Consider the following 26,968-nt stretch of genomic DNA (forward strand, 5'->3'; position numbering starts at 1 on the left):
AGGTCAGCGGGATCTGCTCCAGGCCTGATCAATCTGCCCCGCCCAGCAGGTGCTGTTGCCAGAACAGCATGGTCGCGGCGCTGTAGTAGTCCACGTTGCTCTTCTTGCGGAAGCCGTGGCCTTCGTCGTTGAACAGCAGGTACCACACCGGCTGGCCATTGCCACGCACCGCCCGCACGATCTGCTCGGCCTCGGTATACGGCACGCGCGGGTCGTTCTTGCCCTGCGCGACGAACAGGCGCGAGGTGATGCGGTCGGCGTGGTTGAGCGGGGAGATACGCTCGAACACCTTGGCCATTGCGGGATCGCGCTCGTCGCCGTACTCGGCACGACGCAGGTCGCGGCGGTAGCTCTCGGTGTTCTTCAGGAACGTGCCGAAGTGCGAGATGCCGACGATGTCCACGCCCGCGCGGATGCGGCTGCTGTAATGCATCAGTGACGACAGCACCATGTAGCCGCCATAGCTGCCGCCCTGCACGCCGACGCGTGAGGCATCGAGTTCGGGTTGCCTGGCGATCCAGTCGAGCAGCGCGCCGATGTCCTTCACCGAATCCTCGCGCCTGGCACCGTTGTCCAGGCCCAGCCACGTCTTGCCGTAGCCGCTGGAGCCGCGCACGTTGGGCACCAGCAGCGCCACGCCCATTTCGTTGGCGAGGAACTGCGCGGTGGGATTGAAGGTCGGCAACGACTGGCCTTCGGGGCCGCCGTGGATGCTGATCACCACGGGGACCTTGGTGCCCTTGGCGATGTTGGCTGGGCGGTAGTAGAACGCGGGGATGGTACGGCGCTTGCCATCAGCCTGGTCGAAGGTGGGATAGCGCACCAGTGTGGGAGTGACGAACTTCGACGGGTCCAGACCGCCAATCTCGCTGCGCGTCCAGCGGGTCAGTGCACCACTGCCCAGATCGAGCACATGCACATCGCTGGGCGAAGTCGCGGTGTTGAGCGTGATCGCCAGGCGTTGCCCATCGGGCGAGAAATCGAGGCCGCCGATCACGCCCATCGGCAGTGCCGGCAGCGTTACCGGGCGATGTCCGGGCAAGGTGCGCACATGCAGCTTGCTGATGCCGTCCTCGTTGGTGACGAAGGCCAGGTGGCGGCCGTCGCGAGCCAAGACGAAGTCTTCCACGTCCCACCGGATGCCGGCCGACAGCTCGGTGAGCTTGCCGCTGGCCGGATCGTGGTGGCGCAACGTCTTGAACTCGCTCGGCTTGCCGTTGACCGGTTCGTCGGAGACGAAATACACAGATTGCCCATCGGGCGCGTAGCGGAACCCGCTGAACGCGGCTTTGCCGCCGTCAACGGGGAACAGGGTGAGCTTGCCGCTGGTAAGGTCCACTTCGCCCGGATAGGACTCGGCGGCCGACACGTAGCGCGTGACGAGCAGCCGCTTGCCGTCCGGCGAGAAATCCTCGGCCGACCACTGGCCGCCTTCGCTGACCACCAGGCGCGGCTGGCGGGTGGCCAGGTCCATCACCCACACGTCCACGTCCTTGCCGTTGCGCACGGTGCTGCTGTACGCCAGTTGTTTGCCGTCGGCCGAAAATGCAGGTGCCTGGTTGCGCGACTTGCCATCGGTGAGCAGGGTGGCGTTGCGCGTGGCCAGGTCGAACCAGTGCAACTGCCAGAACTCGTTGCCGCCCACGTCCTTTCCGAACACGAAACCATCCAGCCCGGAACCGGCTGGCGCGGCGCGGCCGCCGTTGACCGGCTCGGGGTAGAAGGTCAGTTGCTCACGCATGCCCAGCGGCTGGCACACGCGGTGGATCTGGTTGGTCTCCGCGAAGCGCGTGCCGACCAGCATGCAGCCGCCCGACGTCCAGCCGACGAAGCCGGCACCACGTGTGTTCTGGTAGCGGTTGAGCTGTTCGACCAGTGCCGTCGGAATCGCTGGGATGTTCTCGCTGATGCGGGTGCCGACTTCCTCGCGCTGCACCGTGGGGCTGGCAGCGCTGGCGCTGGCACAGGCCAGCACGAGGGTGGCGATCGGGGCGAGGCGGTGCAGGCGCATCAGGGGCTCCGGACAGGGTGGCAGCGAAGCCCCGAGCTTAACGCGCCAGCAGGTTGCCGGAGTGGGCGAAACCGGTGGACGGGGAGAGCGCAGGCAAGACCACCATGGCGCGACATCCCCGGCGACGGACCGCTTCCTGCCAGCCAGCGGTGCGCATGGGAGGCCGCGGGTCAGGGGTCTTTGCGAACCGGGCTCTGCAACTCTCGAAGTTCCGCCTTTTCCGAAGCGGACAATGCCGACATGCTGCCCGCGTCGCGGATCCGGGCATTCAGATCGTCGATGCGTTGCTGCACCGTCTGCGACTCGAGCTGGTTGATCCCATCCATGAATTCGCGCAGCCATTGCACTTCGTCACCGGGCAGGTTCAGCAGCGCCACCTTCTGCAGCGCGGCCTGTTCGTCGCGACCCTCGAAGTGGGCGAGCAGTGCGCCGGTATTGATGTCGGGGCGCTGGTCGACCAGTTGCAGCAGCTCGACCAGCAACGGGACCCCGGGTTGGCGCAACGTGGCAAAGCGGTAGGGCGGCTGCAACTCGACGCCCAATGGCGGATGCTGCAGCAGCAGCGCGATCACGCTGCGCACGATGCTGCGCTTGCCGGCAGCCGGCGCGGCGCCTGCGCTGCGTGCGCGCTGCGCGCGGACGTGCGTCTGGGGTGAGCTGGTGCGCGCGCCCACGCCGGTGAGCTCGGTCAGCCGCTGCTTCATCAGGTCGCCGAAGGCGCCGTCGGGGATCTGCAGCAGGTAGGGCTTGGCGCGCTCGGCGAGGCGGCCCTTGCCTTCCAGCGTGGAGAGGTTGACGTCGGCGCTGAGCGAATCGAAGAAGAACTGCGACAGCGGCGTGGCCTGCTGCAGGCGCGCGTGAAAGCCTTCCTGGCCTTCCTGGCGCACCAGTGAATCCGGGTCCTCGCCCTCGGGCAGGAACAGGAAGAATGCCTGGCGGCCGTCCTTCATGCGCGGCAGCACCGACTCCACCGCCTTCCACGCCGCACCACGGCCCGCGCGGTCGCCGTCGAAGCAGAAGTACACGTCCGGTGCGTTGCGGAACAGCAGTTCGGCGTGGTCGGGCGTGGTGGCGGTGCCGAGCGTGGCCACGGCGGTGTCCACGCCGTGCTGGAACAACGCGACCACGTCCATGTAACCCTCGACCACGATCAGCCGCGGGATCTTGTTGTGCGCCTGCCGTACCTGCCACAGGCCATACAGCTCGCGGCCCTTGTGGAACAGTTCGGTTTCGGGCGAGTTGAGGTACTTGGGGCCGTCGTCCTTCTCCAGCACTCGGCCGCCAAAGGCGATGGTCCGTCCGCGACGGTCGTGGATCGGGAACATCACCCGGTCGCGGAACTTGTCGTAGACGCGGCCGGTGTCGTTGCGCGACATCATGCCGCCGCGCTCGAGCAGCTTCAGCCGGCGTTCGTCGCTGCCCAGCGCATCGCGCAGTGCGTTGAAACCATCGGGCGCATAGCCGATGGCGAAGCGCTCGCGGGTGGTCGCGTCGACACCGCGGCCATCGAGATACGCCTGCGCCTTCGCGCTGCCGGCCAGCTGCTTCTGGAAGAACTTCGCCGACGCATCCAGCGCCGCGTACAGGTCCTGGCCGTCGGGATTGGCGTTGCGCTGCTGCGTGTCGCGCGGCACTTCCATGCCGGCGCGTTTGGCCAGTTCCTCCACCGCGTCGAGGAATTCGAGGCGGTCGTAGTTCATCAGGAAGCTGATCGCGGTGCCGTGCGCGCCGCAACCGAAGCAGTGGTAGAACTGCTTGGTCGGCGAGACGGTGAACGACGGCGAACGCTCGTCGTGGAACGGACAGCGCGCGCTGTACTCGCGGCCCTGCTTCTTCAACGGCACGCGCGCGCCGATCAGCTCGACGATGTCGGAGCGGGCGAGCAGGTCGTCGATGAAGGCGTCGGGGATGCGGGCCATCGCGGGCGCGGGCGGTTCCTTGAAGCAGTAAGACGATGATGCCATGCGCTCGCTGACCGCATGGCGTGTGGGCGCGTGTGCAGGGCGTACAAACGCCAACGCCGCCTGCGGGCGGCGTCGAGGAGGCGGACGGAGCCGCCCGAAGGCGTGCTCCGTGTGACTCAGCCCAGTTTCTGCTTCACCAGCTTGGACACCAGGCCCATGTCGGCCTGGCCGGCCAGGCGCGGCTTGAGCACGCCCATCAGCTTGCCCATGTCGGCGGCGCTGGTGGCACCGGTTTCGGCGATGGCGGCGTCGACGGCGGCAGCGATCTCCGCCTCGCCCATCTTCGCCGGCAGGTAGCGGTCGATGATCACCAGTTCAGCGCGCTCGATCGCGGCCAGGTCCTCGCGGCCGGCGCCTTCGAACTGGCTGACCGAATCCTTGCGCTGCTTGACCATCTTCTCCAGCACGGCGATCACCGCGGCGTCATCCAGCTCGATGCGCTCGTCGACTTCGCGCTGCTTGATGGCGGCGTTGATCAGGCGGATGACGCCCAGCGTGTCCTTGTCGCCGCCCTTCATGGCGGCCTTCATGTCGTCGGTCAGGCGTAGCTTCAGGCTCATGGGATCACTCCAATGGGGGTGTGGCGCAGGTGCCATCCGGGGTGCGTGATGGCGAGGGAGCCGGGCCGATGCGCGGCGGACAAATTCCCGCACGGGCATCAGAAAACACAAAAAGCCGGCGACGCGGAGGCGCGGCCGGCTTTCGGCATCCACCGTGACCCGCCCCGAGGCCGGCCACAGCGGACGAACCCGCTGTACTCAGTACAGGCGCTGACGCTTGGTCACATCGCGCGAGGCGCGACGCGACTGGCGCTTCACCGCAGCGGCGGCCTTGCGCTTGCGTTCCTGGGTCGGCTTCTCATAGAACTCGCGCTTGCGGGTCTCGGCGAGGACGCCGGCCTTCTCGCAGGTGCGCTTGAAGCGACGCAGGGCAAACTCGAAAGGCTCGTTTTCGCGGACTTTGACGCTGGGCATACGTAATCTCTATTCAGGGACCGATCCCGGGAGGACCGGGTGAGCCGCGCATTTTAATCGCGCTTGGGTGGGGAGTGCAAGTCCGGGGCCTGGCTTCGGTGGGGGCGACGCTCTGCCCGGGTACTGCTACGCCCCTCCATCGGGGCTTCCTGCCCCGAGTCGGGGGCGCCGGCCATCCATGGCCGGCTCTCCGCAGCACCCGGGCAGAACGCCGTCTTCGCCGATTCAATGCTGAATGCTTCCGGCAGCTGTCCTTTTCATCCGTCGCGGAGGGTGGGAGAGGGAGGTGCCTGGGCGTGGCCCGCCTTCCGCCACACTCCATGAGGGCGCAGACCTCGGCGGCCCGATGCCGCGATGCTCCGGCTCTTGCTTTTGCTCTTCCCCTTCGCGGCGGAGGCGTTTGAGAGGGAGGGGCTTGGGCCTGGCGTTGCGGAAAAGCGGGCCATGGATGGCCCACGCCGGCTCTCGATGCCTACCTTGGCAGAAATGCGAGAGATAAGGGCTGGAGCAATGCCAGGCCCAAGACACTCCCGGCCGATACCCCCCAAAAGCGCTACGCTTTCAGTCCAAACGCCCCCATATCCCCAGAATGAAAGTCCTCGGCATCGAAACCAGCTGCGACGAGACCGGCGTGGCCGTGTACGACACGGACACCGGCCTGCGTGCCCATGGCCTGTACAGCCAGATCGCCCTGCACGCCGAATACGGCGGCGTGGTGCCCGAGCTGGCCAGCCGCGACCACGTGCGCAAGCTGCTGCCGCTGATCCGCCAGACCCTGGTCGATGCCGGCATGACCATCGACGAGCTCGATGGCGTGGCCTACACCGCCGGTCCCGGCCTGGTGGGCGCACTGCTGGTCGGCGCCGGCGTGGCCCGCGCGGTGGCGTGGGCGCTGGACCTGCCCGCGGTGGCCGTGCACCACATGGAGGGCCACCTGCTGGCGCCGCTGATGGAGGATGACCCGCTCGGTCGCCCCGAGCCGCCCTTCGTGGCGCTGCTGGTCTCCGGCGGCCACACCCAGCTGATCCATGTGGAGGCCATCGGCCGCTACAAGCTGCTTGGCGAGACGCTGGACGACGCCGCCGGAGAGGCCTTCGACAAGACCGCCAAGCTGATGGGCCTGCCGTATCCGGGTGGGCCGCAGTTGGCCGCGCTTGCCGAACAGGGCCGGCCGGGCGCGTTCAGGTTCGCGCGGCCGATGACCGATCGACCGGGACTGGATTTCAGCTTCAGCGGGCTCAAGACCCAGGTGCTGCTGGCGTGGCAGGGCAGCGACCAGTCCGAAGCAACCCGTGCCGACATCGCGCGCGGATTCGAGGATGCAGTGGTGGATACGCTGGCGATCAAATGCCAGCGCGCACTGGACGAGGCGGGCTGCGACACGCTGGTGGTGGCCGGTGGCGTCGGGGCCAACAAGCGCCTGCGGGCGAAGCTGCAGGAGATGGCGGCGCGGCGTGGCGGGCGGGTCAGCTTCCCGCGGCCGGCGTTCTGCACCGACAATGGCGCGATGATCGCCTATGCCGGCGCCCTGCGGTTGCAGGCTGGCCAGCACGTGGACGAATCGGTGCGGGTCACCCCGCGCTGGGACATGGCGACGCTGGAAGCAGTCTGAGCCGCGGATGGCATGCCCTGCCGTCGTCCCATGCGGATCGCGGACAGGGCAATCCCCATGGCGTTGCCAGTCATTTTCGCCGGCGATGAACGCGCGTCCGATTTGCGCCAACGGGGGCGGGGCGCCAGCAGCATGCGTGCCGCCGCTGCCTGCGGCATCAACCCCCGCGCCCGTGACAAAATGTCGTGACGGCGCACGCATGGCGCAGGCAGGCAGGTACTACGAGTGGACAAGGTCTTCATCGAAGCGCTCGAGATCGAGGCGCTGATCGGCATCTACGACTGGGAACGCCGTATCCGGCAGGCGCTGGTGTTCGACATCGAGATGGCCTTCGACAACCGCGTGCCGGCCGCCAGCGACGCGATCGAGGACACGCTCAACTACAAGGACATCAGCCGCCGCGTCGAGGAGTACGTGTCGCAATCGGGCTTCGGCCTGGTGGAGACGCTGGCCGAGCGCGTGGCCGAGATCATCCTCGACGAATTCGGGGTCAGCCACGTGCGACTCAAGCTGAGCAAGCCCGGCGCCGTGCGCGGCGCGCGCGCGGTGGGGGTGATCATCGAGCGCAGCGCGGGGCGCTCGCCGGAAGGCATCAGCGGGTTGTTGTGATGCACAGGGCCTACCTCAGCCTGGGCAGCAACCGCGATGCCGAGGCCAACCTGCGCAGCGGGCTGGCGGCGCTGCAGGCGCGCTTCGGCGTGGTGCTGCATTCGCCGGTGTACCGCACCGCGGCGGTGGGTTTTGACGGCGATGATTTCCTCAACTCCGCGGCGATGATCAAGACCGACCTGGAGCCGCAGGCGCTGAACGACTGGCTGCACGCGCTGGAAGATGCGCACGGGCGGGACCGTGGCGGGCCGCGATTTGGCGACCGCACGCTGGACATCGACATCGTGCTGTTCGACGACCGCGTGTGCGCGGGCGAGGGCAACCTGCGCATCCCGCGACCGGAGCTGAAGCACGCCTTCGTGCTCAAGCCACTGGCCGACATCGCGCCGGGCGTGCGCGTGCCGGGCGATGGACGCACGCTGGCCGAGTTGTGGGCGGTGCACCCGGACCACGAACGCGCCTTCGATAGCGTGGAGTTGTGAGATGTCGCCACTGCTGGACCAGCTCTTGACCACGCCGATGGGTTGGCTGGCGATCGCGGTAACCGTACTGTCGATCGCGCTCACCGTGGCCATCCACCTGTTCCTCCGCCGCAAGATCCGCGAGAGCGAAGCCGCGGCGCGCGAAGGGAACGAGCCGCCACGTTGAGCTCGCTACCGCGGCTTGCTTGAGACGCGATCGTGATCGTGGTGTTGCGGGTACGGCGCTGCCTGCGCCTTCAACCCGCCAGCATGCGGCCGCCGTCCAGGTGCAGCACCTCGCCGGTACTGTAGCGTGCGTCCTGCAGCAGCCAGCGCACCGCTTCGGCGACTTCCTCCGGTGTGCCCGTGCGGCCCAGCGGGGTGCGCGCCAGCATCGCCTCCTGCGCGGCGGTGTTGCCGCAGTCCTGGGGCCACAGCACCGCGCCGGGCGACACCGCGTTGACGCGCACCTCCGGGCCGAGCTCGAGCGCGAGCGAGCGGGTCATCATCAGCAGCGCGGCCTTGGCCATGCAGTACACGGTGTGCTGGCGCAGCGGGCGCTCGCCGTAGATGTCGGTGAGATTGACGATGGCGCCGCCGCTGGCGCGCAGGTGCGGCGCCGCGGCCTGCGCCAGGAAGAATGGCGCGCGGGCGTTGCTGGCCATCAGCGCGTCCCAGTCATCCGGCGTGGCCAGTCCGATGGGCGTGGGGTGGAACGAGGACGCGTTGTTGACCAGTGCGTCCAGGCGCCCGAAACGGCCGACGGTGTGCGCCAACAACTCGGGAATGCGGTCGAACTCGGCCAGGTCCGCCTGCAGGGTGTGCGCGCTGCCGGGGCGGGCGTGGTCCAGTTCCGCGGCCAGCGCTTCGATCGCCCCGCGCGAGTTGCGGTAGTGCAGCGCGACGTCGTAGCCGGCGGCATGCAGCGTGCGGGCGATGGCGGCGCCAATGCGCTTCGCGCTGCCGGTGATCAGGGCGACGGGACGGACGGGGGTGTTCATCGGTCAGGCTCCGGTTGCACGCGACAGGCTATCCTGCGCGCACGTGATCCAGGAAGCCATCGTGAACCTCCAGCTCCCCGAACCCGATGCCGATGCGCTGGCGCACAGCGCCAGGCTGACCGCCGCCATCCAGGACGAGATCGCCGCCAGCGAGGCCGGCGTCATCCCGTTCTCGCGATACATGGAGCTGGCGCTGTACGCGCCCGGTTTGGGCTACTACAGCGCGGGTGCGACCAAGTTCGGTGACGCGGGCGATTTCGTCACCGCGCCTGAACTGGGTCCGGTGTTTGCCGCGTGCGTGGCCGAGGCGGTGGCGCCGGTGCTGCAGCAGCTCGGCCCCGAGGCGCTGTTCCTGGAACTGGGCGGCGGCACCGGCGCTTTCGCCGAGGTGGCGCTGAAGCGGCTGATGGAACTGGACGCGTTGCCCAACCGCTACCTGATCCTGGAGCCCAGCGCGCAGTTGCGCGTGCGCCAGCGCGAGCGGCTGCGCGAACGGCTGGTGCCGCCGTTGTTCGACCTGGTGGAATGGGTGGACGGGCCAGTGCCGCACGACTGGATCGGCGTGCTGTTCGCCAACGAAGTGATCGACGCGTTGCCCACGCCGCGCTTCGCGGTCGAGGCCGGCGAGGTCTACGAGGAACACGTCGCGCTCGAGGACGGCCGCCTGGTGCGCGTGCTGCGCCCGGCCGATGGTTTCCTTGGTGCGGCGGTACGCCACCTGCAGGGCGGCCTGCAGGCGCCATTGCCGGACGGCTACCGCTCCGAGGTGCTGCCGCAGTTGCCGTACTGGATCCAGGCGGTGTCGGGCGGAATGAAGGCCGGCGCCATGCTGTTCGTCGATTACGGCTACGTGCGCGGCGAGTATTACCTGCCCGAGCGCGATGAGGGCACGTTGCGTGCGTTCTATCGCCATCGCATGCACGGCGACCCGATGCTGTGGCCGGGCCTGCAGGACCTGACCGCGTCGGTGGACTTCACCGCGCTGGCCGAGGCGGGCGTCGGCGCGGGCTTCGACCTGGCCGGTTACTGTTCGCAGGCCAGCTTCCTGCTCGGCAACGGCCTGGCCGGGGTGCTGGCGCGGATCGAGGCGCTGGATGACGAGGTCGAACGCCTGCGCCGGCACCAGGAGATCAAGCGCCTGACCCTGCCCAGCGAAATGGGCGAACGCTTCCAGGTGATGGGTTTCGAGAAAGGGGTGGAGTTTGGCGCGGCATTCCTGGTCGGCGACCTGAGCTTCCGCCTGTGAGCAACACCCGCCTGCTGCGTCCCTGGCGCCAGCCGCGCCTGCTGCTGCTCGCCTGGTTGCTGTTGATCGGTGCCGTGGTGGTCGGCTCGCTGTTGCCCTCGGCGACCCTGCCCGAACCCTCTTTCGCCGGGATCGACAAGGTCGAGCACCTGGCCGCCTATGCCGTGCTGTCGGCGGGTGCGGTGCTGCTGTTTGTCCCGGCGCGGGCGCAACTGCTGGCGGCCGTGGCGCTGGTCGCGCTGGGGGCGTCGCTGGAAGCGGCGCAGGCGGCCTGGACCACGTCCCGGCTGGCCGACCCGGCCGACATGGCGGCCAACACCCTGGGCGTGGTGCTGGGCTGGTGGGTGGGGCGGAAGATGGTGGCGCGCCTGCGGCTGCCTGACGGTCGCCAGGCGGGCTGACCCAAGGTCGCGCCAGGGCATCAACGCGGAAGAACAGGGCGCCCGGTCGCTGCGTCGCCGGTGCGCGGGACGTTGGTCGGACGGCAGCGGGTCGCTCAGCGCTTGCCGGTGGCCGCGGCGATGGCGGCCACGCGTGCGCGCGCCATGGCCTCGCCGATGGCCGGCCCGGTGAGCCCCGGCGGCAGGTCCGCCGTGCGCACCGCCAGCGCGGCCTCCAGCGCGCGGCACAGCGCGGCGGCCTGCGGATAGGCATCGTCCGCGTGCCCGGTGCGGCCGCGCTTGTCCGCCTCGCACACCCGTGCCAACTGGCGGATGCGCGCCGGGTTGCGCCAACCGTCGCACCGCGCGATGAGCGCGTGCACGGTCTCGGCGCGCAGTTCGTCGAAACGGTGCACGTTGAGGTGCTCGCGGCAGGCGGCTTCGGCCAGCAGGCGGTGCTCGGTGGGCACCCGCAGGCGTTCGCACAAGGCGCGCAGCGGTGCCACGCCCGCGCCTTCGTGGCCGATGTGCCGCGGCAGCACGTGTGCCGGGGTGAGCGCCTTGCCCAGGTCATGGGTCAGCGCGGCGAAACCCACCAGGTCATCGCCTGGGGCGATGCGCGCGGCCATGTCGCACACCAGTTCCACGTGCACACCGGTATCGACCTCGGGGTGGAACTCGGCACGCTGCGGCACGCCGTAAAGGGCATCCACCTCCGGCAGCACCACCGCCAGCGCGCCGCAGGCGCGCAGGGTGGCCAGGAACGCCGACGGGCGGGCAGCGGACAACGCGCGGCGCAGTTCCTGCCACACCCGCTCGGGCACCAGGTGTTCCAGTTCGCCGGCCTCGACCATCTGGCGCATCAGCGCCACGGTCGCGGGCGCCACCTCGAAACCCAGCGGGGCGAAGCGCGCCATGAACCGTGCCGCGCGCAGCACCCGCAGCGGGTCCTCGGCAAAGGCGGGGCTCACGTGGCGCAGCACCCGCGCCTGCAGGTCGCGCGCACCGCCGAACGGATCCACCAACGCCCCGTCGTCCAGTGATTCGGCGATGGCGTTGATGGTGAAATCGCGGCGACCGAGGTCCTGCTCCAGCGTCACCGCCGGATCAGCATCCACCACGAAGCCGCGGTAGCCGCGCCCGGACTTGCGCTCGGTGCGCGCCAATGCGTATTCCTCGCCAGTGTCGGGGTGCAGGAACACCGGGAAGTCGCGGCCCACGGCGCGAAAGCCGGCGGCTTCCATCGCCGCCTGGGTACTGCCCACCACCACGTGGTCGCGGTCGCCGGGTGGAAGGCCCAGCAGGCGGTCGCGCACCGCGCCGCCGACCAGATAGACGCGGCCAGGCACGTGCAGGCTCATGCGTCCGGGGCGCCGTCCAACCGCAGGATCTCGCGCAGGCGGTCGGTGACGCGGGTGGGCGTGATCCCGAGCTTGGGCAGGCCGTTGTCTTGACTGGTGGAATCGAGCGCCAGCGCGCGCCAGTTGTCGCGGCTGATCGGTTTGCCCGGCAGGTGTTCGCCGATTTCGGCCTGCCAGCGGCCCAGTCGCTCCGAAAGCGCGAGCACGGTGCGATGGCGGCCGCGGGCCTGCGCGGTCAGGCGCACAATCTCGGCCAGCGTAAGCACGTCCGGCCCCACCAGTTCGTACACCTGGCCGATGCTGCCAGCGTCGGTGAGCGCCCGGGCATAGGCTTCGGCGACATCCTCGACCCATACCGGCTGGAAGCGCGCATGCCCGCGCGCGACCGGCAGCACCGGCGCGGCACCGAGCAACTTGTCGAAGCGACAGAACAGCCCGTCGCCTGGGCCGGCGATCACCGAAGGGCGGAAGATCGTCCATTCCAGCCCCGAGCCGCGGACCTTGGCTTCGGCGCGCCCGCGCGATTGCAGGTAATGGCTTTCGCCGTGGCCGGCGTTGAGCGCGCTCATCTCCAGCAGTCGCTTCGTGCCGCTGGCTTTCATCGCCGCGATCACGGTTTCGGTGACGCCGACGAACACGCGTTCGAAGCCATCGCCACGGTCGCCCTTCTCGTTGAGGATGCCGGTGAGGTTGACCACCGCATCGGCATCCTCGAACACGTTGGCGAGGAACGCGGCGTCGTGCACGTCACCTTCGCGCACGCTGGCCTCGCGCGAGAGCGCGGCGCGCGTGTCCGCGGTCAGTCCACGGGTGACGACGGTGACGCGGTGGCCATCGCGCAGCACGCGCGGCACCAGGTGGCGCCCCACGAAACCGGTGCCGCCCAGGACCACGACGTGCTGTCTGCTCATCTTCGCGTTCTCGTTCTCTTGCCGGGCTTGGCCACGGGCGCCGGCGCCACGGCCGCCTCCGGCTCGGGGCACTCGAGGCGCTTGCGCGGGCCGTCGGTGATGCCGCGCAGGCGATCGCTGAGGGTGGCTGCGTCGCCGTTGAGCCGCCAGTCGTAGATTACGCTGAACGCCAGCACCCGGGCGACATATTCGCGTGTCTCCTTGTAGCTGATCGTCTCGATCCAGAAATCCGGATCCATGCCCGGCCGCTGCGCCTGCCAGCGGGCCAGCGGTGCGGGGCCGGCGTTGTAGCCGGCGATGGTGGTGTAAGGCTGGCCACCGTACTTGTCCATCAACTGGCGCAGGTACGCGGTGCCGATGGCGATGTTGGCGTCGGGGTCGTAAAGCATCTCCGGGCCGGTCCACGGCAGGCCGATGCGGGAGGCGACCGCGGCGCCCGTGGCGGGGATCACCTGCATCAGGCCCATCGCATTGGCCGATGAGCGCGCGGTCGGGTTGAAGATGCTCTCGGCGCGGATTTCCGCGGCCACCCAGGCGGGGTCCAGCTGCTGGCGGGTGGCCTCGCGGCGGATGGTGGCGTCGTGGTGCAGCGGGAAACGCAGGTGGTACAGGCGCAGTTCGTCGCGCTGCTTGCCCAGGTTGAACACCGCGCGATCGAACCAGCCGCTGGCCTGGGCTTCGGCCACCGCCATGCGCCGCTGCGTGTCGTCGAAGCGCGAGAGGGCGTCGTCCCACTCACGCTGCGCCCAGCCGGGGCGCCCCAGTCGATACAACGCCAGTGCGCGCACCAGCGCGGGGTCGCGTGCGACCTCTTTTCGGGCCGCCGGGTCGTCCTCGGGCGTGAGCGGGCACAGGGCATACGCTTGCCGGATGCGATCGGCAGCGAGGAAACCATGGAATTCAGGCTTGCGCGCCGCTTCGGCATACAGACGCCGGGCGGTGGCACGGTCGCCGGTCAGTTCGCTCAGGCGGGCCTCGAAGTACTGCCAGCGTGAATCACCGCGCTGCGCCGGCGGCATCAGGCGCAAGGCCGCCAGTGCGGCGGACCAGTCGGAGCGCGCCATTGCTTCGCGAACGCGCCATTCGTGCAGCCGCCCGTCATAGGCCTCGATCGGTACCGCGGCCAGGCGTCTGGCCGAGTCAGGGCCGTAGGAAGCCACCGTCCACAGGGCGATGGCATGCAGTACCTGCCCGCGCTCCTTCGCATCCAGCTGCAGCGTCGGCGCATGGGTGGCCAGTTGCGTTTCCGCGGCCTCGGGATTGTCCTTGGCCAGCCGGGCCAGACCCTGCACCACGACCCGTCGGCTGCGTTGGTTCTTCGGCCACGCCAGCGCGCGCTCGTGGGGCGCCTGCAGGAAAGCGGCGTAGTCCTCGGCCAGCGCGCGTTCCTCGGTGGGCAGGCCGAGTGCGGCGGCACGGATCACGCCCGGCTCGCCCGCCCCGATGGCGCGGTCGATTCGCTCCCAGCGCAGCGGCGACGGCAGGTCACCAGCGTCGGCCAGAACCGCCATCGGCGCGTCGCAGGCGGCTGGCAGCGACTTGCCCGCCTGCCGCCACATCGCCTGGGCGTCGGCGCGCCAGGCGGCATCAGCGTGGCCCAGTGCCTGCCGCGCCTTGAGATCCGCGCAACGCAGGTCATCGTCCGTGAACCCGGGCGTCCACGCGGTCGTGAACGCGATCCAGTCTTCGCGCCGCGCGGTGGCGGCCAGCCACGCCTCGCGGAACGCGGTGGCGACCCGTTGGCCCTGGTGGCGGCGCAGGAACGCCTGTGCGCGTGCGGGGTCCAGCGTGTCGATATCGCGACGCAGTGCCGCATGTTCGATCCAGCCCCACAGCGGGTCGCGTGCCAGGTCCGCGTACTGCGATGCGTCGAAGTCGCCCCGTTCGGCCGCTTCCAGGGCGGCGCGGACCCGGGTCAAACGGGCAGTGTCCGGGGACTGCGCGGCAGCGGTTCCGGTGGTCGTGGTCACAAGCGCCGATGGCCCGTTCATTGCCGGGCGTACAGGCTCGACAGCCATGGCAGCGGCGTTGGCGGAGGAGTTTGCGCGGACGCCGGCCGGCCTGGCGTCGACCGGTGCAGGCTGCGCGCATCCGGTGGTGGCAGACGCCGCCAGCAGCGACGCGATTACGATGGGGGTCGTTTTTTGTCGCATGGCCCGGACTATAGCCGAGTCAAAATGAACGACTTGAATGGCGTCGCACGCAATAACGGTGGCGCGCAAATGCAGGCTAAAACAGGAGAAGAGAGCGTGTCGATGGCGTGGTTGGCGTTTCTGGGGCTGGGAGCGATCGCAGGCGTGCTGGCCGGGTTGCTGGGCGTGGGCGGTGGCCTGGTGCTGGTCGCGGCGCTGGCGTGGATGCTGCCGCTGCTGGGGGTGCCGCAGGACGCGGCGATGCACGCGGCGCTTGCGAGTTCGCTGGCCAGCATCGTCCTCACCGCCGCTGCCTCGGCGCGGGCACACGCCCGGCGCGGCAGCGTGATGTGGCCCACGGTGCGCTGGATGGTGCCGGGCTTGCTGGTGGGCGGCTGGGCGGGTGCCGCGTTTGCCATCCACCTGCCGGGCGACTGGTTGCGCTGGCTGGTCGCGGGCTACTGCTTCCTGGCCGCCGCGCAGCTGCTGTTGGGACGGCGCACGCCCGCCGATGCACACACTCGGCCGGCGCCGTGCGGCCCGGGCATGAGCGCGGCCGGCGTGGGCATCGGCGCGGTTTCGGCGGTGGTGGGCATCGGCGGCGGCAGCATGACCGTACCGTTGCTGGTGGCGCGTGGCGTTGCCCCGGTGCGTGCGGTGGGTACGTCGTCGGCCTGTGGGGTAGCCATCGGGCTGGCCAGCGCTGCCGGCTATGCCTTGCAGGCACCTGCCGGGGCCTTGCCGGCGCACGCCATCGGTTACGTGTATCTGCCGGCGGCCATCGGCGTGGCCATCGCCTCGGTGTTCGCAGCGCCCTATGGCACGCGACTGGCGCACCGGCTTTCGGGGGAGACGCTGAAGCGTGTGTTTGCCGGGTTCCTGGTGCTGGTCGGGAGCAGCCTGTTATTGGGCGGGTGAGGCCCGCGACGGTCTGCCGGCCGCGATCCCGGTTTCACGGGGCCCGACGCTGAACGGGGCGTCATCGGGTCGTCGGCATCTGATTTCGGGTATTCATGCTGCTCCGGCCCAATCCTTTGCCGCTTGTGGTGGGTTCACAATTTGTTTACAACCCGGTTACGCCTTGGAACAGGGGCCGGGCGGCCGTGGGTTGTTTCATCACTTTAGGGAGAAAAGTCGATGCAAGCGTTGCGCCGCAAGACCCTGGCGAAAGCCATCCAGTTGTCCATGCTGATCGCCCTGCCCGGCGTCGTTGCCGCACAGGAAGCCGAGTCGTCGCAGGCGACCACCCTCGATTCGGTGCGCGTGACCGGTACCCGCATCAAGAAGGCCGAGGTCGAAAGCCAGGTGCCGGTGCAGACGCTCTCGCGCGACGACATCGACCGCACCGGCCTGACCTCGCTGGGCGACATCGTGCAGAGCCTGACCGGTGCCGGTTCGGCGCTGAACACCAAGTTCAACTCGTCCGGCAACTTCGGCTTCTCGCCCAACGGTGACGGCGTGGGCGCGGGCTCGGCGCAGGTCGACCTGCGCCACCTGGGCCCCAAGCGCGTGCTGGTCCTGGTGGATGGCGTGCGCTGGATCAACGAATCCTCCGCCTCGGGCGTGGGTGCGGCCACCGACCTCAACACCATCCCGCTGGCGCTGGTGGAGCGCATCGAAGTGCTGGAGGATGGCGCATCCTCGCTGTACGGCTCCGACGCGATCGCCGGCGTGGTCAACATCATCACCCGCCGCAACTTCGAAGGCGGCCAGGTCACCGTCAACGCCGGCCAGTACGGTGAAGGCGACGGCGCCTTGGCAGTGTCGACCTGGCGTGGGGCACCAGCACCGAGCGCGCCAACTTCTTTATCGGCGCGAGTTACGTCAACCAGGACCCGATCTATTCCAACACCCGCGAGCAGTCCAGCTTCCCGACACCCGGAACCGGACTGACCTTTGGCAGCTCGGCCACGCCCAACGGTCGCTTCGTGTTCCTGCCGGGCGTGCCCAGCACCGCCTGCCCGGCGGTGGACCTGGACGACAACCCTGCCACACCGGACGTGCCGTTCTGCAACATCACCACGCCCAATGGCTCCACGTTCTCGCCAACGCCGGGCTACCCGGGTGATTTCATCCCGTTCCGCACCGCGAACCGCTTCAACTTCTCGCAATACAACATGCTGCTGACGCCGTCGGAGCGCACCGGCGTGTTCGGGCAGTTCCGCTACTACTTCAGCGACAACGTGCATGCCTACGCCAAGGCGCTGTACAACCGCCGCGAGTCGACCAACCAGGCCGCGCCGGAGCCGATCTTCCTCGGTGGCGATGCCGGCACCGGCAACCCGTACGCGGATGGCATCTTCATCCCCGCCTCGCACGTCTACAACCCGTTCGGCATCGACCTGGACTCCAGTTCCAACCTGATCATGATCGGTCGCCGCCCGGTCGAAGGCGGCCCGCGCATCTTCGAACAGAAGGTGGACACCCAGTACTTCGCCGCGGGCATGGAAGGCAGCTTCGATGCCGGCGAGAAGACCTGGTTCTGGGACGTCAACGTCGCCGCCAGCAAGAACGAGGCGGAGCAGACCAACTTCGGCTCGTACAACATCCGCAACGTCGCGCTGGCGCTGGGTGACACCGACACCTCCGGGGCCACCTGCGCGACCACGCCGGGCTGCGTGCCGCTGAACCTCTTTGGAGGCCCGGGCACGATCACGCGCGAGATGCTGGCATGGATCCAGCCGGTGGTGCGCGACCGCAGCGAGCAGACGCTGCAGCTGGCCACGGCCAACATCTCCGGCGACCTGTTCGAGATGTGGGCCGGGCCATTGTCGTTCGCCGCGGGCCTGGAGCACCGCCGCTACGAGGGTGAATACATTCCGGACCCGATCAACTACGTGACCATGACCCGTCCGGACGGCAGTACCGTGGTCGAAAGCCACTACAACGGCGTGCCGTCGCTGCCGACCTCGGGCGAGTATGACGTGAGCGAGGCATACGTCGAGTTTGCCGTGCCGCTGATGCGCGACACCGCGTTCGGCAAGAGCCTGGACCTGAGCCTGGCCGGCCGCTATTCGGATTACTCCACCTTCGGCGGCCAGTTCACGCCGAAGTTCGGCCTGCGCTGGCAGGTGGCCGACGAACTGCTGTTGCGCGCCACCTACGCCGAAGGCTTCCGCGCGCCGTCGATCGGCGAACTGTACGGCTCGGCCAGCCGTGCCGACCTGCAGATCGACGACCCGTGCCTGATCGGCCTGGATGGCTCGGCGCCGACCGGCAACATCGCCAACTGCCGCGCGCTGGGCGTGCCGGCCGGCGCCAGCCAGTCCAACAGCCAGATCTCGGTCACCACCGGCGGCAACCCGGACCTGGATCCGGAGACCGCGCGCAGCTTCACCGCGGGCCTGGTGTTCAGCCCGTCCTTCGCCAGCGACGCGGCGTGGTCCGAGCGGCTGGACATCGAGCTGACCTACTACCGCCACTCGCTGGAAGGCGCGGTACAGGCCATCGACGCGCAGACCCAGCTGGACCTGTGCGTGGAGACGATGGATCCGCTGTACTGCAACGGCATCACCCGCGCACCCAACGTGGGCAGCATCAACAGCTTCAACAACCGCCTGACCAACCTCGGCTCGATCAAGACCGATGGCTGGGACTTCGACGTGTTCTGGACGTTGCCGGAAACTTCGCTGGGCAACTTCAAGCTGGCGTGGCAGAACACGTTCGTCGGTCGCTACGAGGCGATCGGCGCCGCGGGCCAGGTGCAGCCGCGCGCGGTGGGCGTGGAAGTCACCGACAGCGCGATCCCGGAGTGGACCTCCAACACCTCGCTGGAGTGGAGCAAGAACGCATGGTCCGCGTCGTGGACCATGCGCCACATCTCCGAGCTCACCGAGGATTGTGGCGATGCCGCGTCCTTCCCGATCTGCAGCGATGGTGCCATCGTCGGCCAGGACGACGACGGGAACGACATCTGGGCTGGCACCAACCATCTCGAGGCGATTACCTACCACGACGTGCAGGTGGGCTACCGCTTCGACTGGATGAAGGGCCTGCAGCTGACCCTGGGCGCCAAGAACGTGTTCGACAAGGATCCGCCGATCTGCCTGTCGTGCTCGCTCAACGGCTACGACGCTTCCACCTACGACATCCCGGGTGGCCGCTACTTCTACGTGCGTGCCGACCTGCGGTTCTGATCGGTTGAAAGCGTGAACACGCAACGGCCGGGGAGCGATCCCCGGCCGTTCTGCTTCATGGCGTGTCTTGATGGTGCGTGCGGAGCGCCGCGAAGATCAGGCCGGCAAGAAGCGCGTGCGCGACGTGCATCCCGATCAGGCCAACGCCTGCTCCGGTACGTCGAGGTTGACCGACAATGCCAGGTGGTCGGAGAACGCCGCGGGCAGCGCCTGTGGCTCGCTGCAACGCAGGCCGTCACCCACCAGGATGTGGTCGATGGCGCGCTGCGGGCTCCAGCTGGGGAAGGTGGGCGTGTCGTGGTCCGGCGGCTGCAGTCGGGTGCGTTTGAACAACTGCTGCATCTCGGGGCGGTCGATGGGGCAGTTGAAGTCGCCCATCAGCACCGCGTTCGGGTGCCCGTGAAGCAGTTCGGCGATGAACGACAGCTGCGAGGCGCGCGAGGTCGCGCCCAGCGACAGGTGCGCCACCGCGACCATCAGTGAGTCGGCCTCGTTGCCGAAGCGTGCGACCAGCACGCCGCGGCCACCGAGGCGGCCGGGCAGGCTGTGGTCCAGCACTTCGCGCGGTTCAAGCTTGGCCAGCAGGCCGTTGGCGCTGGATGCCACGCCTCCGACGCGACGGTTGGGCTGGTGGCTCCAGTAATCGAAGCCACCGCGCTCGGCCAGGTAATGGGTCTGGTTGGTGAAACCCGAACGCAGGCTGCCGGGGTCACTCTCGTTCAACCCGACGATGTCGAACTGGCCGGCGAGCTGGGCGATGGTGTCCAGGCTGCCGCGCTTGTTGCCTGCCGGCAACACGTGCGACCAGCTGCGCGCGACGTAGTCGTGGTAGCCGCGCGTGCTGGAACCCGCCTGGATGTTGGCGCTGAGCAGCCGCAGCCGTCGCGTCTTCCTGCCAGGCGAGGTCATGCCAACGTCTCCGCCGTGATCAGCCGCCGGTGCCGGTGGCCGGTGCGGCCGCTGCAGGCGCCGAGGTCGCGCGTTCCTGGGCGATCAGGTGGTCGGCGATGCGCAGCACGTCCTCGAAGCCCTGGCCGCCGGTGATGCGGTACTTGCCGTTGATGACCAGGGTCGGGGTGCCCTCCACGCCGCTGCGCACCAGGAACTGCTCGGCGCGCTTGAGCTTGCCGGCAACCGCGAAGCTGGACATGGTGCTGGCGAAGGCCTTCGCATCGGCGCCGTACTTGGCGTAGAAGGCGCCGATCTGCTCGTCGGTCACGCCCTGCACCGGCAGCGTGCGCTCGATGTGGATGGCACGGAACATGGCGTCGTGGGTCTTGCCGACCAGACCCATGCCTTCGGCGGTGTAGTAGGCCTTGGCGTACGGCATCCAGTAGCCGCCGAACGGCGCGGCCACCGGCACGAAGTTCACGTCGGCCGGCAGCTTGGCCTTCCACGCCGTGACCACCGGCTCAAAGCTGGCGCAGTGCGGGCAGGTGTAGCCGAACGCTTCGGCCACTTCGATCTTGCCGGTGCCCGGCTGGAACGGCTGGCCGCCCGCGATCTCCACGTAGTCGGTGCCCAGCACCGGCGCCGGGCCTTGCGGCGGCACGATAGGGTTGTTGTTCGGCGCGCTTTCTGTGGCGGCGGCCGGCGTGGCTGCTTCGGTCGCGGCCGGCGTGGGGGTGGCCGCCGGGGTCGTCTCCGCCACCGGGGCGGCCGGTGCCGGGGCTTCCTGCTTGCCGCAGGCAGCCAGGGTCAGGGCGGTGAACAGGATCAGGGTCAGGCGTGAAGTCATTGCATCGATTCCACTGGAGGAAAGGGAGCGCGAGAGGCGTCTTCGGCATTATGCGGCAGCGCGCCCTGTCGGGCAGGCCGCGTCGTCGTCAGCGCTTGGCACGGGCGGTGGGACGCCCTGCCGCACGCTCCTGCGCGATGAGCCGGTCGACGATGCGCAGGCGATCGGCGAAGTTCTGGCCGCCGATCACGCGGTACTTGCCGTTGACCACCAGCGTGGGCGTGCCATCCACGCCGCTGCGCATGATGAAGTCGCGGGCGCGTTGCATGTCGGCGCCCACTTCGGCGCTGTTGAACAGGTCGATGAAGCGGGTCCGGTCCACGCCGCGCCCGGCATAGAAAGTGGCGATCTCGTCGGCGGTGGCGTTGCCCAGCGGCAGGCTGCCGTCCTCGTGCAGCGCGCGGAACATGGCCGTGTGGGTCTGGCCGGCAACGCCCAGACGCTGCGCTGCGTAGAAGGCGCGCGCGTAAGGCATCCAGCTTCCGCCAAACGGTGCGGCGACCAGCGCCACGCTGACGTCCTTGGGCTGGCGAGCCTTCCAGGCCGCGAACGCGGGTTCGAAGTGTGCGCAGTGCGGGCAGGTGTAGCCAAAGACCTCGGCGACCTCGACCTTGCCGGTCACCGGTTGATAGGCGGCGCCACCTTCGATCAGTTCGTAGTCCACGCCGGCGACGAGCGCGGTCGGGGCCTTGGCCGCGGGCGTGGCGGCAACGGCACTGGCCAGCGGCAGCGTGATGGCGAGCAGGGCGGACAGGGCCAGCGTGGTCAGGAGCGAGGGGCGGTGTGGGGTCATCGGTCAGTCGGGTCTGGTGGCCCGCGCGATTGCGGTGGGTGGTGGAAAAAGGGGCGCCCGGAAACAGAAACGCCGACCGCTAGGATAGCGGTCGGCGTCCTGAATGCAGCGTTGGCGGGTGTGACCGCGGTCGCTACGTGAAGTTCAACCGCCCAGCGGACGCGAGCTGCTGTCGGTCTGCTCGGTGGTGTCCTCGGCCGCGTCCGCGGCGGGCGCCTCCGGGGTGGCGGGAGCGGCGGGCAGCGCGGCCGGAGCCGGCGCGGTCGACGCGATGTCGTCACGCCGCGCGTGCAGGCCCTGCAGGTAGCTGGACAGCGAGGTGATCTCCTCGTCGGTCAGCTGCTTGGCCACGGTGGCCATCACGTTGAACAGGTGCGGGTCGCGCTGGGTGGTGGTGCCGGTGCGGTACTCCTCCAGGCGGCGCTTGCTGTAGTCGGCCGTCTGGCCGGCCACGCGCGGGTACGCCGGGCCGGGGTTGCCGGCGCCGGTCGGACCGTGGCACGCCATGCACGCCGGGACGCCGCGGGCCTTGTCGCCCGACAGGAACAGCTGCTGGCCCACTTCGAAGAACTTCTTGCCGGCGTTGGGGCCGGTGGCGATGGCGGTGTCGTCGGCGATGCCGGCGCCGGACTTCTGCGCGGCGAAGTGCGCGCCTACGTCGCGCGCGTCCTGCGCGGTCAGCATGGAGGCGAACGGCATCATCACCGCGGCCATGCCGCCGCTGCGCTCGCCGCTCTTGAACAGCGCCAGCTGCTGGGCGATGTAGCGCTCGCTCTGGCCGGCCAGGCGCGGGTACTGCGGGTCGGTCGGGTTGCCGTCCAGGCCGTGGCAGGCGGCGCAGGTGCCGGCCTTGGCGGCGCCGGCCTTGGCATCGCCCCACACCGTCTTCTCCGGCTTGGCGTCCAGCGGGGCGGTCTGCACCTGCGCGGTCGGCTCGACCGGGGTGACCGTGGTCTGGGCATAGGCGACGGCGGCAGCCGCGAAGGCGACGAGGCCGACAATGCCGAGGACGCGGGCTTGGCTCATTAGGCTGGGCTCCGGAAAATCTGGTGTGTAGACAGGCAAGCGGGCGGCACCACAAGCGGTGCCGGAACCGCGGAATTATCGTCGGCGGCCGCGGTGGGGTCAACGCGGCGGCGGTTGAAGCCGCGAACCACGCCACTTTCCGCTCTGTTTGCCCCGAACGGCGCCTTCCCGGGCGGGGGGCGACCGAGGCGGGCGGCGGGCCGTGGGGCCGTGCTCGCGTGCCAGAGGGGCGGTGCGCTGCTGGGTCTGGCGGTAGGGCCAGGCAGGTCGCTAGCGCAGTAGAACCGAGTCGACCATACGCAAGTGCTGTATTTCGGCTGGAGTACGTAAGGCCGTGCGATCCTAGCCGGATGTCCAATCCCCTTGCCCGCGCCAGATACCTGCTGGCCGCCCACAACCCGCGCCAGTTGCCGCCCGACGGCGGTTTCGAGGTGGCCTTCGCCGGCCGCTCCAACGCGGGCAAGTCCACCGCGCTGAACGCGATCTGCAACCAGAACGCGTTGGCCCGCGTGTCCAAGACCCCGGGGCGCACCCAGCAGCTGGTGTTCTTCGACATCCCGCCGACCACCGACCGCTTCCTGGTCGACCTGCCGGGCTACGGCTACGCCAAGGTGCCCAAGGACCTGCAGGCGCACTGGCAGGCGTTCATCCAGCAGTACTTCGAAACCCGCCAGGCCCTGCGCGGCCTGGTGGTGGTGATGGACATCCGTCATCCGCTCAAGGACTACGATCTGCAGATGCTGGGCTACGCAGTGCGGCGCGGCCTGCCGGCGCACGCACTGCTGACCAAGGCCGACAAGCTCAGCCGCAGCCAGCAGATGCAGTCGCTGGCCGCGGTCAAGCGCGAGCTGTCATCGCAGTTCGCCGACAGCGTCAGCGTGCAGGTGTTCTCGGGCGAGTCCAAGCTGGGCGTGGACGAGGTGCGCGCGGTGATTGGTGACTGGCTGGAAATGGGCGGTGCCGCGGCTGTTGCCGATACTCCCTGATGCCCTGACACACTCGGCCATTTGCCCATAAAGGTGGCAATGCGCATGCTGGCAGCGTTGGTGATCGGTGACGACCGGGTGAGCTCCGGCGTCGACCAGAAACTGGATCCGGCCGTGCGGGTATCGCGCGCCGGCCACCCCTTGTCGGGGCGTTTTATTGCAAATGCGAATCGATCTCAATAACATGCGCGGCGTTGACTGCCGCATATCCGACGGCAGCGTTTTCCTGGACTCTCCATGCTGCCGTATCGCAAAGCCCCTCTCGTGCTGGCATTGGGCGCCGCACTGGCCTTGACCCACCCCGTTGTTGCCCTGGCCCAGGACGCCCCCGCCACGGAGGCTGACGGGGCGCCCCTGCCGGTGGACGGCGCGGACGCGCCTTCCGCCACCACGCTGGACCGCGTGGTGGTCACCGCCACCCGTGGCAGCAAGGCCATCGACAGGATTCCCGGCGCGGTGAGCGTGATCACCCGCACCGACCTGGACGAGCAGTTGCGCGTGGTCGAGGACCTGAGCGAAGTGCTGGCCACGCAGGTACCGGGCTACGCACCATCGCGCGGCAAGATGACCAGCTTTGGCGAATCGATGCGCGGGCGCACGCCGCTGGTCCTGTTCGACGGCATCCCGCAGAGCAACCCGCTGCGCAACGGCGCGCGCGAAGGCTATTTCGCCGACCCGGCGGTGATCGAGCGGGTGGAAGTGGTCAGCGGTGCGTCGGCCGTGCAGGGCCTCGGCGCGACCGGCGGCATCATCAACTACATTTCGCGCACGCCGCGCACCGAGGGGACGCGGCACACCTTCGACCTGAAATACGGCACCCAGTTCGAAAGCGATGACGCATTCGAGAAGGGCGGCTACCTGCTGGAGCACAAGCAGGGCGCGTTCGATGCGCTGGGCTACATGGGCTGGGCCGCGCGCGGCGTGGGCGTGGACGGCGAGGGTCGCCGGCTCGGCATCGAGGGCACGCAGGGCGATACGCAGGACTCGATTGCGCGCGACGTGTTCATCAAGCTTGGCTACGACTTCGCTGAGACCCAGCGCCTGCAACTGACCTACAACAAGTTCCGCATGGCGGGCGATGCCGACTGGCGCGCGGTCGCGGGTGACCGCGACGCCGGCATCCCGACCAGCGCCGAGCGTGGCATGCCGGTGGGCGAGCCGCCGCGCAACAAGGCGCGGACCGCGTCGCTGGAATGGTCGGACGCCGATCTGGCCGGGGGTGCCGCACTGGTGCAGGTGTACAAGCAGGACTTCGCGGCGACCTATGGCGCGGGCGCCTTTGCCAATTTCCAGGATGTGTCCATCGCACCGATCGGGACGCTGCTCGACCAGTCCGAGGTGGTCGCTGACAAGGCGGGCCTGCGCAGCAGTTGGGTGCGCCCCGGTTTCCTGGCCGATAGCCTGGAGCTGACCACCGGCCTGGACTGGCTGTCGGATACCTCGTACCAGCAACTCGCGCTGACCGGCCGCCTGTGGGTGCCGGAACTGGAGTTCGAGAGCTGGGCGCCGTTCGCGCAGATGGAATGGGAGCAGGGCCCGGTGACGGTGCGCGGCGGCGTGCGCCGCGAGCACGCCACGCTCAACGTGGATACCTACACCACGCTGGCCACGTACGGCAGCCGGGTGGTGGAAGGCGGCCAGCGTTCCTACACGCAGTGGGTCAAGAACCTCGGCGCGGTGTGGCGCTTCGCCGAGGGCTGGTCGGCCTTCGCGTCGTACAACGAGGGCTTTGGCCTGCCGGATGTCGGCCTGGTGCTGCGCGCGGTGAACCGGGATGGGCAGTCGGTCGACAAGCTCGTCGCGCTCGAGCCGGTCGTCACCGACAACCGCGAGGTCGGGCTGACATGGGCCGGGGCACAGGGCAGCTTCACTTCGTCGTACTACGACTCGCGCAGTGAGCTGGGCAGCCAGGTGCGCGTGGACCGTGTCACCGGACTGGGGTCGATCACCCGCACCCCGGTGCATGTGAAGGGCTTCGAGTTTGCCGGTGAGTGGCGTCCGCATGCGGACTGGCGCGTGTCGGGCACCTACGCCCGCACCCGTGGCAAAACCGCGGTGGGCGAGGGGTTGCCGCTTGATCTCGAGTTGGGTGCCCGTACCCAGGGTCCGGACAAGGCGTTGTTGGCCGTGCGCTGGACCCCGACCGAAGCGTTGAGCCTGCGCCTGCAGGGCGCGCGTTACCTGTCGCGCGACATCAACGAGGGGCGCAACACCGGCACCACCATCTACGAGGAGCACTTCGAGGGCTACACGCTGGTGGACTTCGGTGCAGGCTGGGAAACGCGCGTGGGTGAGTTCTCGTTTGGCATCGAGAACCTGCTCGATCGCCAGTATGTGGGCTATTACCCGCAATCGCAGCCCAACCCGGACGACCTGAACTACTTCGCCGGCCGTGGTCGCACGTTCACCGTCGGCTGGCGTCGCAGCTTCGACTGAGTACCTACGTGGGAAGGCGCGCGCACCTGGAGTGGCGTCCACTGGCGATGCGCCTGCATCGCTGGGTGGCGCTGGTGTTGGGCACCTGGTTCGCGCTGCTCGGCCTGACCGGGACGGTGCTGGTGTGGCACGGTGAACTGGACCGTGCGTTGAACCCGCAGTGGTTTGCACCACGTGCGGCGTGCGCCGACGTGGAGCGACCGGTGGTCGGGGCCTTGGCCGTGCTGGCGCGCGACGGAGACGGCGCGGTGGCGACGCAGGTGATGGCGCCTGCCGTACCCGGTGCGGCCCACGTGGTATGGAGCAAGACGGCCGATGGCGCGCGCCTCCAGCATTTCGTCGACGTGGGCTGCGACGCGTACCTGGGGCGGCGCGAATGGGGCGCCCTGCGCATGGATCGTGCGCATGCGGTGCCGGCGCTGTACGAGCTGCATCGTTCCCTGCTGTCGGGTGAGGTGGGGCACGCGCTGGTGGGCCTGGCCGGGCTGGCGCTGCTGTTCGTGGCGGTCAGTGGCGCGATGACGGCGTGGCCGCGACATGCCACGCGCGAGGCGTGGAAGCGCGCGCTGACGGTCAAACGTGGCGCGGCACCGCGCCGCCGCTATTACGACCTGCACCGGGCCGGTGGGCTGTGGCTGCTGGCGTTCCTGCTGTTGATGGCGGTGAGCGGCGCTTACCTGTGCTTCCCGAAGCAGGGCCGCGCGGTGGTGGCGGCGGTGCTGCCATCGCCGTCATCGCAGTCGCAATCGTCGCGGGGCGCCCCGACGAATTCGCAGCGCCCGTGCGGTCACGTTGATGGCCAGTTTTCGCCCGATGCGCTGGTCACCTGCGCCGAGCAGCTGTGGCCGTCCGCAACCTGGAGTCGCGTGGGCTTGCCAGCACGCGACGGGGATCCATTCGAAGTCCGGCTGCTGCAGGCCGGTGAACCGCGCATGGATACCGGCGATACCCGGGTGCGCGTGCACGCCGATGGCCGCATCGCCGAAGTGCGTGATCCACTCAACGCGCCGGCGGGCGACACCCTGATCGCCTGGCTGTTTCCCCTGCACAGCGGCGAAGCACTGGGTATGGCGGGGCGCATGCTCTGGACCTTGTTCGGGTTGCTGCCGGGGTTGCTGTTCGCGACCGGCGCCTGGCTGTGGTGGCAACGGCGCCAGGCACGTTCGCGGCGTCCGGCACACTGACGCCATG

General features: G+C 69.1%; 23 protein-coding genes and 1 pseudogene. 12 read left to right on the top strand and 12 right to left on the bottom strand.

The annotated features are described in order from the left end of the window. Positions 1–28: 28 nt before the first annotated feature. From IP93_RS13920 to rpsU, 4 genes are all read right to left on the bottom strand, one after another. Positions 29–2,011, bottom strand: a complete 1,983-nt coding sequence (locus tag IP93_RS13920; RefSeq protein WP_144816711.1) for a S9 family peptidase — start codon at positions 2,009–2,011, stop codon at positions 29–31. Between the two features lie 170 nt (positions 2,012–2,181). Further along, positions 2,182–3,930 (bottom strand): DNA primase, encoded by a 1,749-nt coding sequence (dnaG, locus tag IP93_RS13925; RefSeq protein WP_144816797.1) that lies wholly within the window; start codon positions 3,928–3,930, stop codon positions 2,182–2,184. A 161-nt stretch (positions 3,931–4,091) separates the two neighbouring features. After that, positions 4,092–4,535, bottom strand: a complete 444-nt coding sequence (locus tag IP93_RS13930) for a GatB/YqeY domain-containing protein (protein WP_144816713.1) — start codon at positions 4,533–4,535, stop codon at positions 4,092–4,094. A gap of 198 nt (positions 4,536–4,733) precedes the next feature. Continuing rightward, positions 4,734–4,949, bottom strand: a complete 216-nt coding sequence (gene rpsU, locus IP93_RS13935; RefSeq protein ID WP_036137208.1) for a 30S ribosomal protein S21 — start codon at positions 4,947–4,949, stop codon at positions 4,734–4,736. Between the two features lie 589 nt (positions 4,950–5,538). Between rpsU and tsaD the strand changes: the two genes are divergently transcribed. From tsaD to IP93_RS15700, 4 genes are all read left to right on the top strand, one after another. Continuing rightward, positions 5,539–6,561: a tRNA (adenosine(37)-N6)-threonylcarbamoyltransferase complex transferase subunit TsaD gene (gene tsaD, locus IP93_RS13940; protein ID WP_144816714.1), complete on the top strand. Its 1,023-nt coding sequence runs from the start codon at positions 5,539–5,541 to the stop codon at positions 6,559–6,561. 225 nt (positions 6,562–6,786) lie between these two features. Further along, positions 6,787–7,170, top strand: coding sequence for a dihydroneopterin aldolase (gene folB / locus IP93_RS13945; protein WP_144816716.1), 384 nt, complete (start codon positions 6,787–6,789; stop codon positions 7,168–7,170). Further along, positions 7,170–7,652 (top strand): 2-amino-4-hydroxy-6-hydroxymethyldihydropteridine diphosphokinase, encoded by a 483-nt coding sequence (gene folK, locus IP93_RS13950; RefSeq protein ID WP_144816717.1) that lies wholly within the window; start codon positions 7,170–7,172, stop codon positions 7,650–7,652. Before folB ends, folK begins: the two co-directional genes overlap by 1 nt. Position 7,653: 1 nt before the next feature. Next, positions 7,654–7,818 (top strand): hypothetical protein, encoded by a 165-nt coding sequence (locus IP93_RS15700; protein ID WP_158636360.1) that lies wholly within the window; start codon positions 7,654–7,656, stop codon positions 7,816–7,818. A gap of 70 nt (positions 7,819–7,888) precedes the next feature. On the opposite strand, the gene IP93_RS13955 is transcribed toward IP93_RS15700, so the two are convergent. After that, positions 7,889–8,632, bottom strand: a complete 744-nt coding sequence (locus IP93_RS13955) for a pteridine reductase (protein WP_144816719.1) — start codon at positions 8,630–8,632, stop codon at positions 7,889–7,891. Positions 8,633–8,693: 61 nt separating this feature from the next. Here IP93_RS13955 and IP93_RS13960 point away from each other — a divergent pair, with 61 nt between their 5' ends. After that, the gene (locus IP93_RS13960; RefSeq protein ID WP_338419424.1) at positions 8,694–9,878 is read left to right on the top strand and encodes a class I SAM-dependent methyltransferase; all 1,185 of its coding nucleotides are present in this window, start codon (positions 8,694–8,696) and stop codon (positions 9,876–9,878) included. Then, positions 9,875–10,279, top strand: coding sequence for a VanZ family protein (locus tag IP93_RS13965; RefSeq protein WP_144816722.1), 405 nt, complete (start codon positions 9,875–9,877; stop codon positions 10,277–10,279). Before IP93_RS13960 ends, IP93_RS13965 begins: the two co-directional genes overlap by 4 nt. 95 nt (positions 10,280–10,374) lie before the next feature. On the opposite strand, the gene IP93_RS13970 is transcribed toward IP93_RS13965, so the two are convergent. The 3 genes from IP93_RS13970 to IP93_RS13980 are packed head-to-tail and all read right to left on the bottom strand — an operon-like array spanning position 10,375 to position 14,521. Then, on the bottom strand, positions 10,375–11,619 hold the full coding sequence (locus tag IP93_RS13970) for a multifunctional CCA addition/repair protein (protein ID WP_144816724.1): 1,245 nt from the start codon (positions 11,617–11,619) through the stop codon (positions 10,375–10,377). Beyond that, a complete protein-coding gene (locus IP93_RS13975; RefSeq protein ID WP_144816726.1) occupies positions 11,616–12,530 on the bottom strand; it encodes a complex I NDUFA9 subunit family protein in 915 nt (304 codons plus the stop codon). Before IP93_RS13975 ends, IP93_RS13970 begins: the two co-directional genes overlap by 4 nt. Next, positions 12,527–14,521: a lytic transglycosylase domain-containing protein gene (locus IP93_RS13980; RefSeq protein WP_144816728.1), complete on the bottom strand. Its 1,995-nt coding sequence runs from the start codon at positions 14,519–14,521 to the stop codon at positions 12,527–12,529. The genes IP93_RS13975 and IP93_RS13980 overlap by 4 nt, the downstream gene beginning before the upstream one ends. A gap of 231 nt (positions 14,522–14,752) precedes the next feature. Between IP93_RS13980 and IP93_RS13985 the strand changes: the two genes are divergently transcribed. Both IP93_RS13985 and IP93_RS13995 read left to right on the top strand, forming a co-directional pair. Then, positions 14,753–15,580, top strand: coding sequence for a sulfite exporter TauE/SafE family protein (locus IP93_RS13985; protein WP_277874045.1), 828 nt, complete (start codon positions 14,753–14,755; stop codon positions 15,578–15,580). A 219-nt stretch (positions 15,581–15,799) separates the two neighbouring features. Continuing rightward, positions 15,800–18,798 (top strand): annotated as a pseudogene (locus IP93_RS13995) (TonB-dependent receptor plug domain-containing protein). A 135-nt stretch (positions 18,799–18,933) separates the two neighbouring features. Here the strand turns inward: IP93_RS13995 and IP93_RS14000 are convergent. The 4 genes from IP93_RS14000 to IP93_RS14015 form a co-directional block, all read right to left on the bottom strand. After that, positions 18,934–19,707, bottom strand: a complete 774-nt coding sequence (locus tag IP93_RS14000) for an endonuclease/exonuclease/phosphatase family protein (protein WP_144816733.1) — start codon at positions 19,705–19,707, stop codon at positions 18,934–18,936. A 19-nt stretch (positions 19,708–19,726) separates the two neighbouring features. After that, positions 19,727–20,536: a thiol:disulfide interchange protein DsbA/DsbL gene (locus IP93_RS14005; RefSeq protein WP_144816735.1), complete on the bottom strand. Its 810-nt coding sequence runs from the start codon at positions 20,534–20,536 to the stop codon at positions 19,727–19,729. Positions 20,537–20,624: 88 nt separating this feature from the next. Next, the gene (locus IP93_RS14010; RefSeq protein WP_144816737.1) at positions 20,625–21,329 is read right to left on the bottom strand and encodes a thiol:disulfide interchange protein DsbA/DsbL; all 705 of its coding nucleotides are present in this window, start codon (positions 21,327–21,329) and stop codon (positions 20,625–20,627) included. 144 nt (positions 21,330–21,473) lie between these two features. Further along, positions 21,474–22,355 carry a c-type cytochrome gene (locus IP93_RS14015; RefSeq protein WP_144816739.1) on the bottom strand — a complete coding sequence of 294 codons (882 nt, stop codon included), beginning with the start codon at positions 22,353–22,355 and terminating at the stop codon, positions 21,474–21,476. Between the two features lie 350 nt (positions 22,356–22,705). Here IP93_RS14015 and yihA point away from each other — a divergent pair, with 350 nt between their 5' ends. The 4 genes from yihA to IP93_RS14030 are packed head-to-tail and all read left to right on the top strand — an operon-like array spanning position 22,706 to position 26,961. Continuing rightward, positions 22,706–23,341, top strand: a complete 636-nt coding sequence (yihA, locus tag IP93_RS14020; RefSeq protein WP_144816741.1) for a ribosome biogenesis GTP-binding protein YihA/YsxC — start codon at positions 22,706–22,708, stop codon at positions 23,339–23,341. 39 nt (positions 23,342–23,380) lie between these two features. Then, positions 23,381–23,524, top strand: a complete 144-nt coding sequence (locus tag IP93_RS15705; RefSeq protein ID WP_158636361.1) for a hypothetical protein — start codon at positions 23,381–23,383, stop codon at positions 23,522–23,524. Between the two features lie 54 nt (positions 23,525–23,578). Continuing rightward, the gene (locus IP93_RS14025; protein ID WP_144816743.1) at positions 23,579–25,777 is read left to right on the top strand and encodes a TonB-dependent receptor; all 2,199 of its coding nucleotides are present in this window, start codon (positions 23,579–23,581) and stop codon (positions 25,775–25,777) included. Positions 25,778–25,824: 47 nt separating this feature from the next. Then, positions 25,825–26,961 (top strand): PepSY-associated TM helix domain-containing protein, encoded by a 1,137-nt coding sequence (locus tag IP93_RS14030; RefSeq protein ID WP_144816745.1) that lies wholly within the window; start codon positions 25,825–25,827, stop codon positions 26,959–26,961. The last annotated feature ends 7 nt before the right edge of the window (positions 26,962–26,968 follow it).

The organism is Aerolutibacter ruishenii (assembly GCF_007830115.1).
Lineage (GTDB): Bacteria > Pseudomonadota > Gammaproteobacteria > Xanthomonadales > Xanthomonadaceae > Aerolutibacter > Aerolutibacter ruishenii.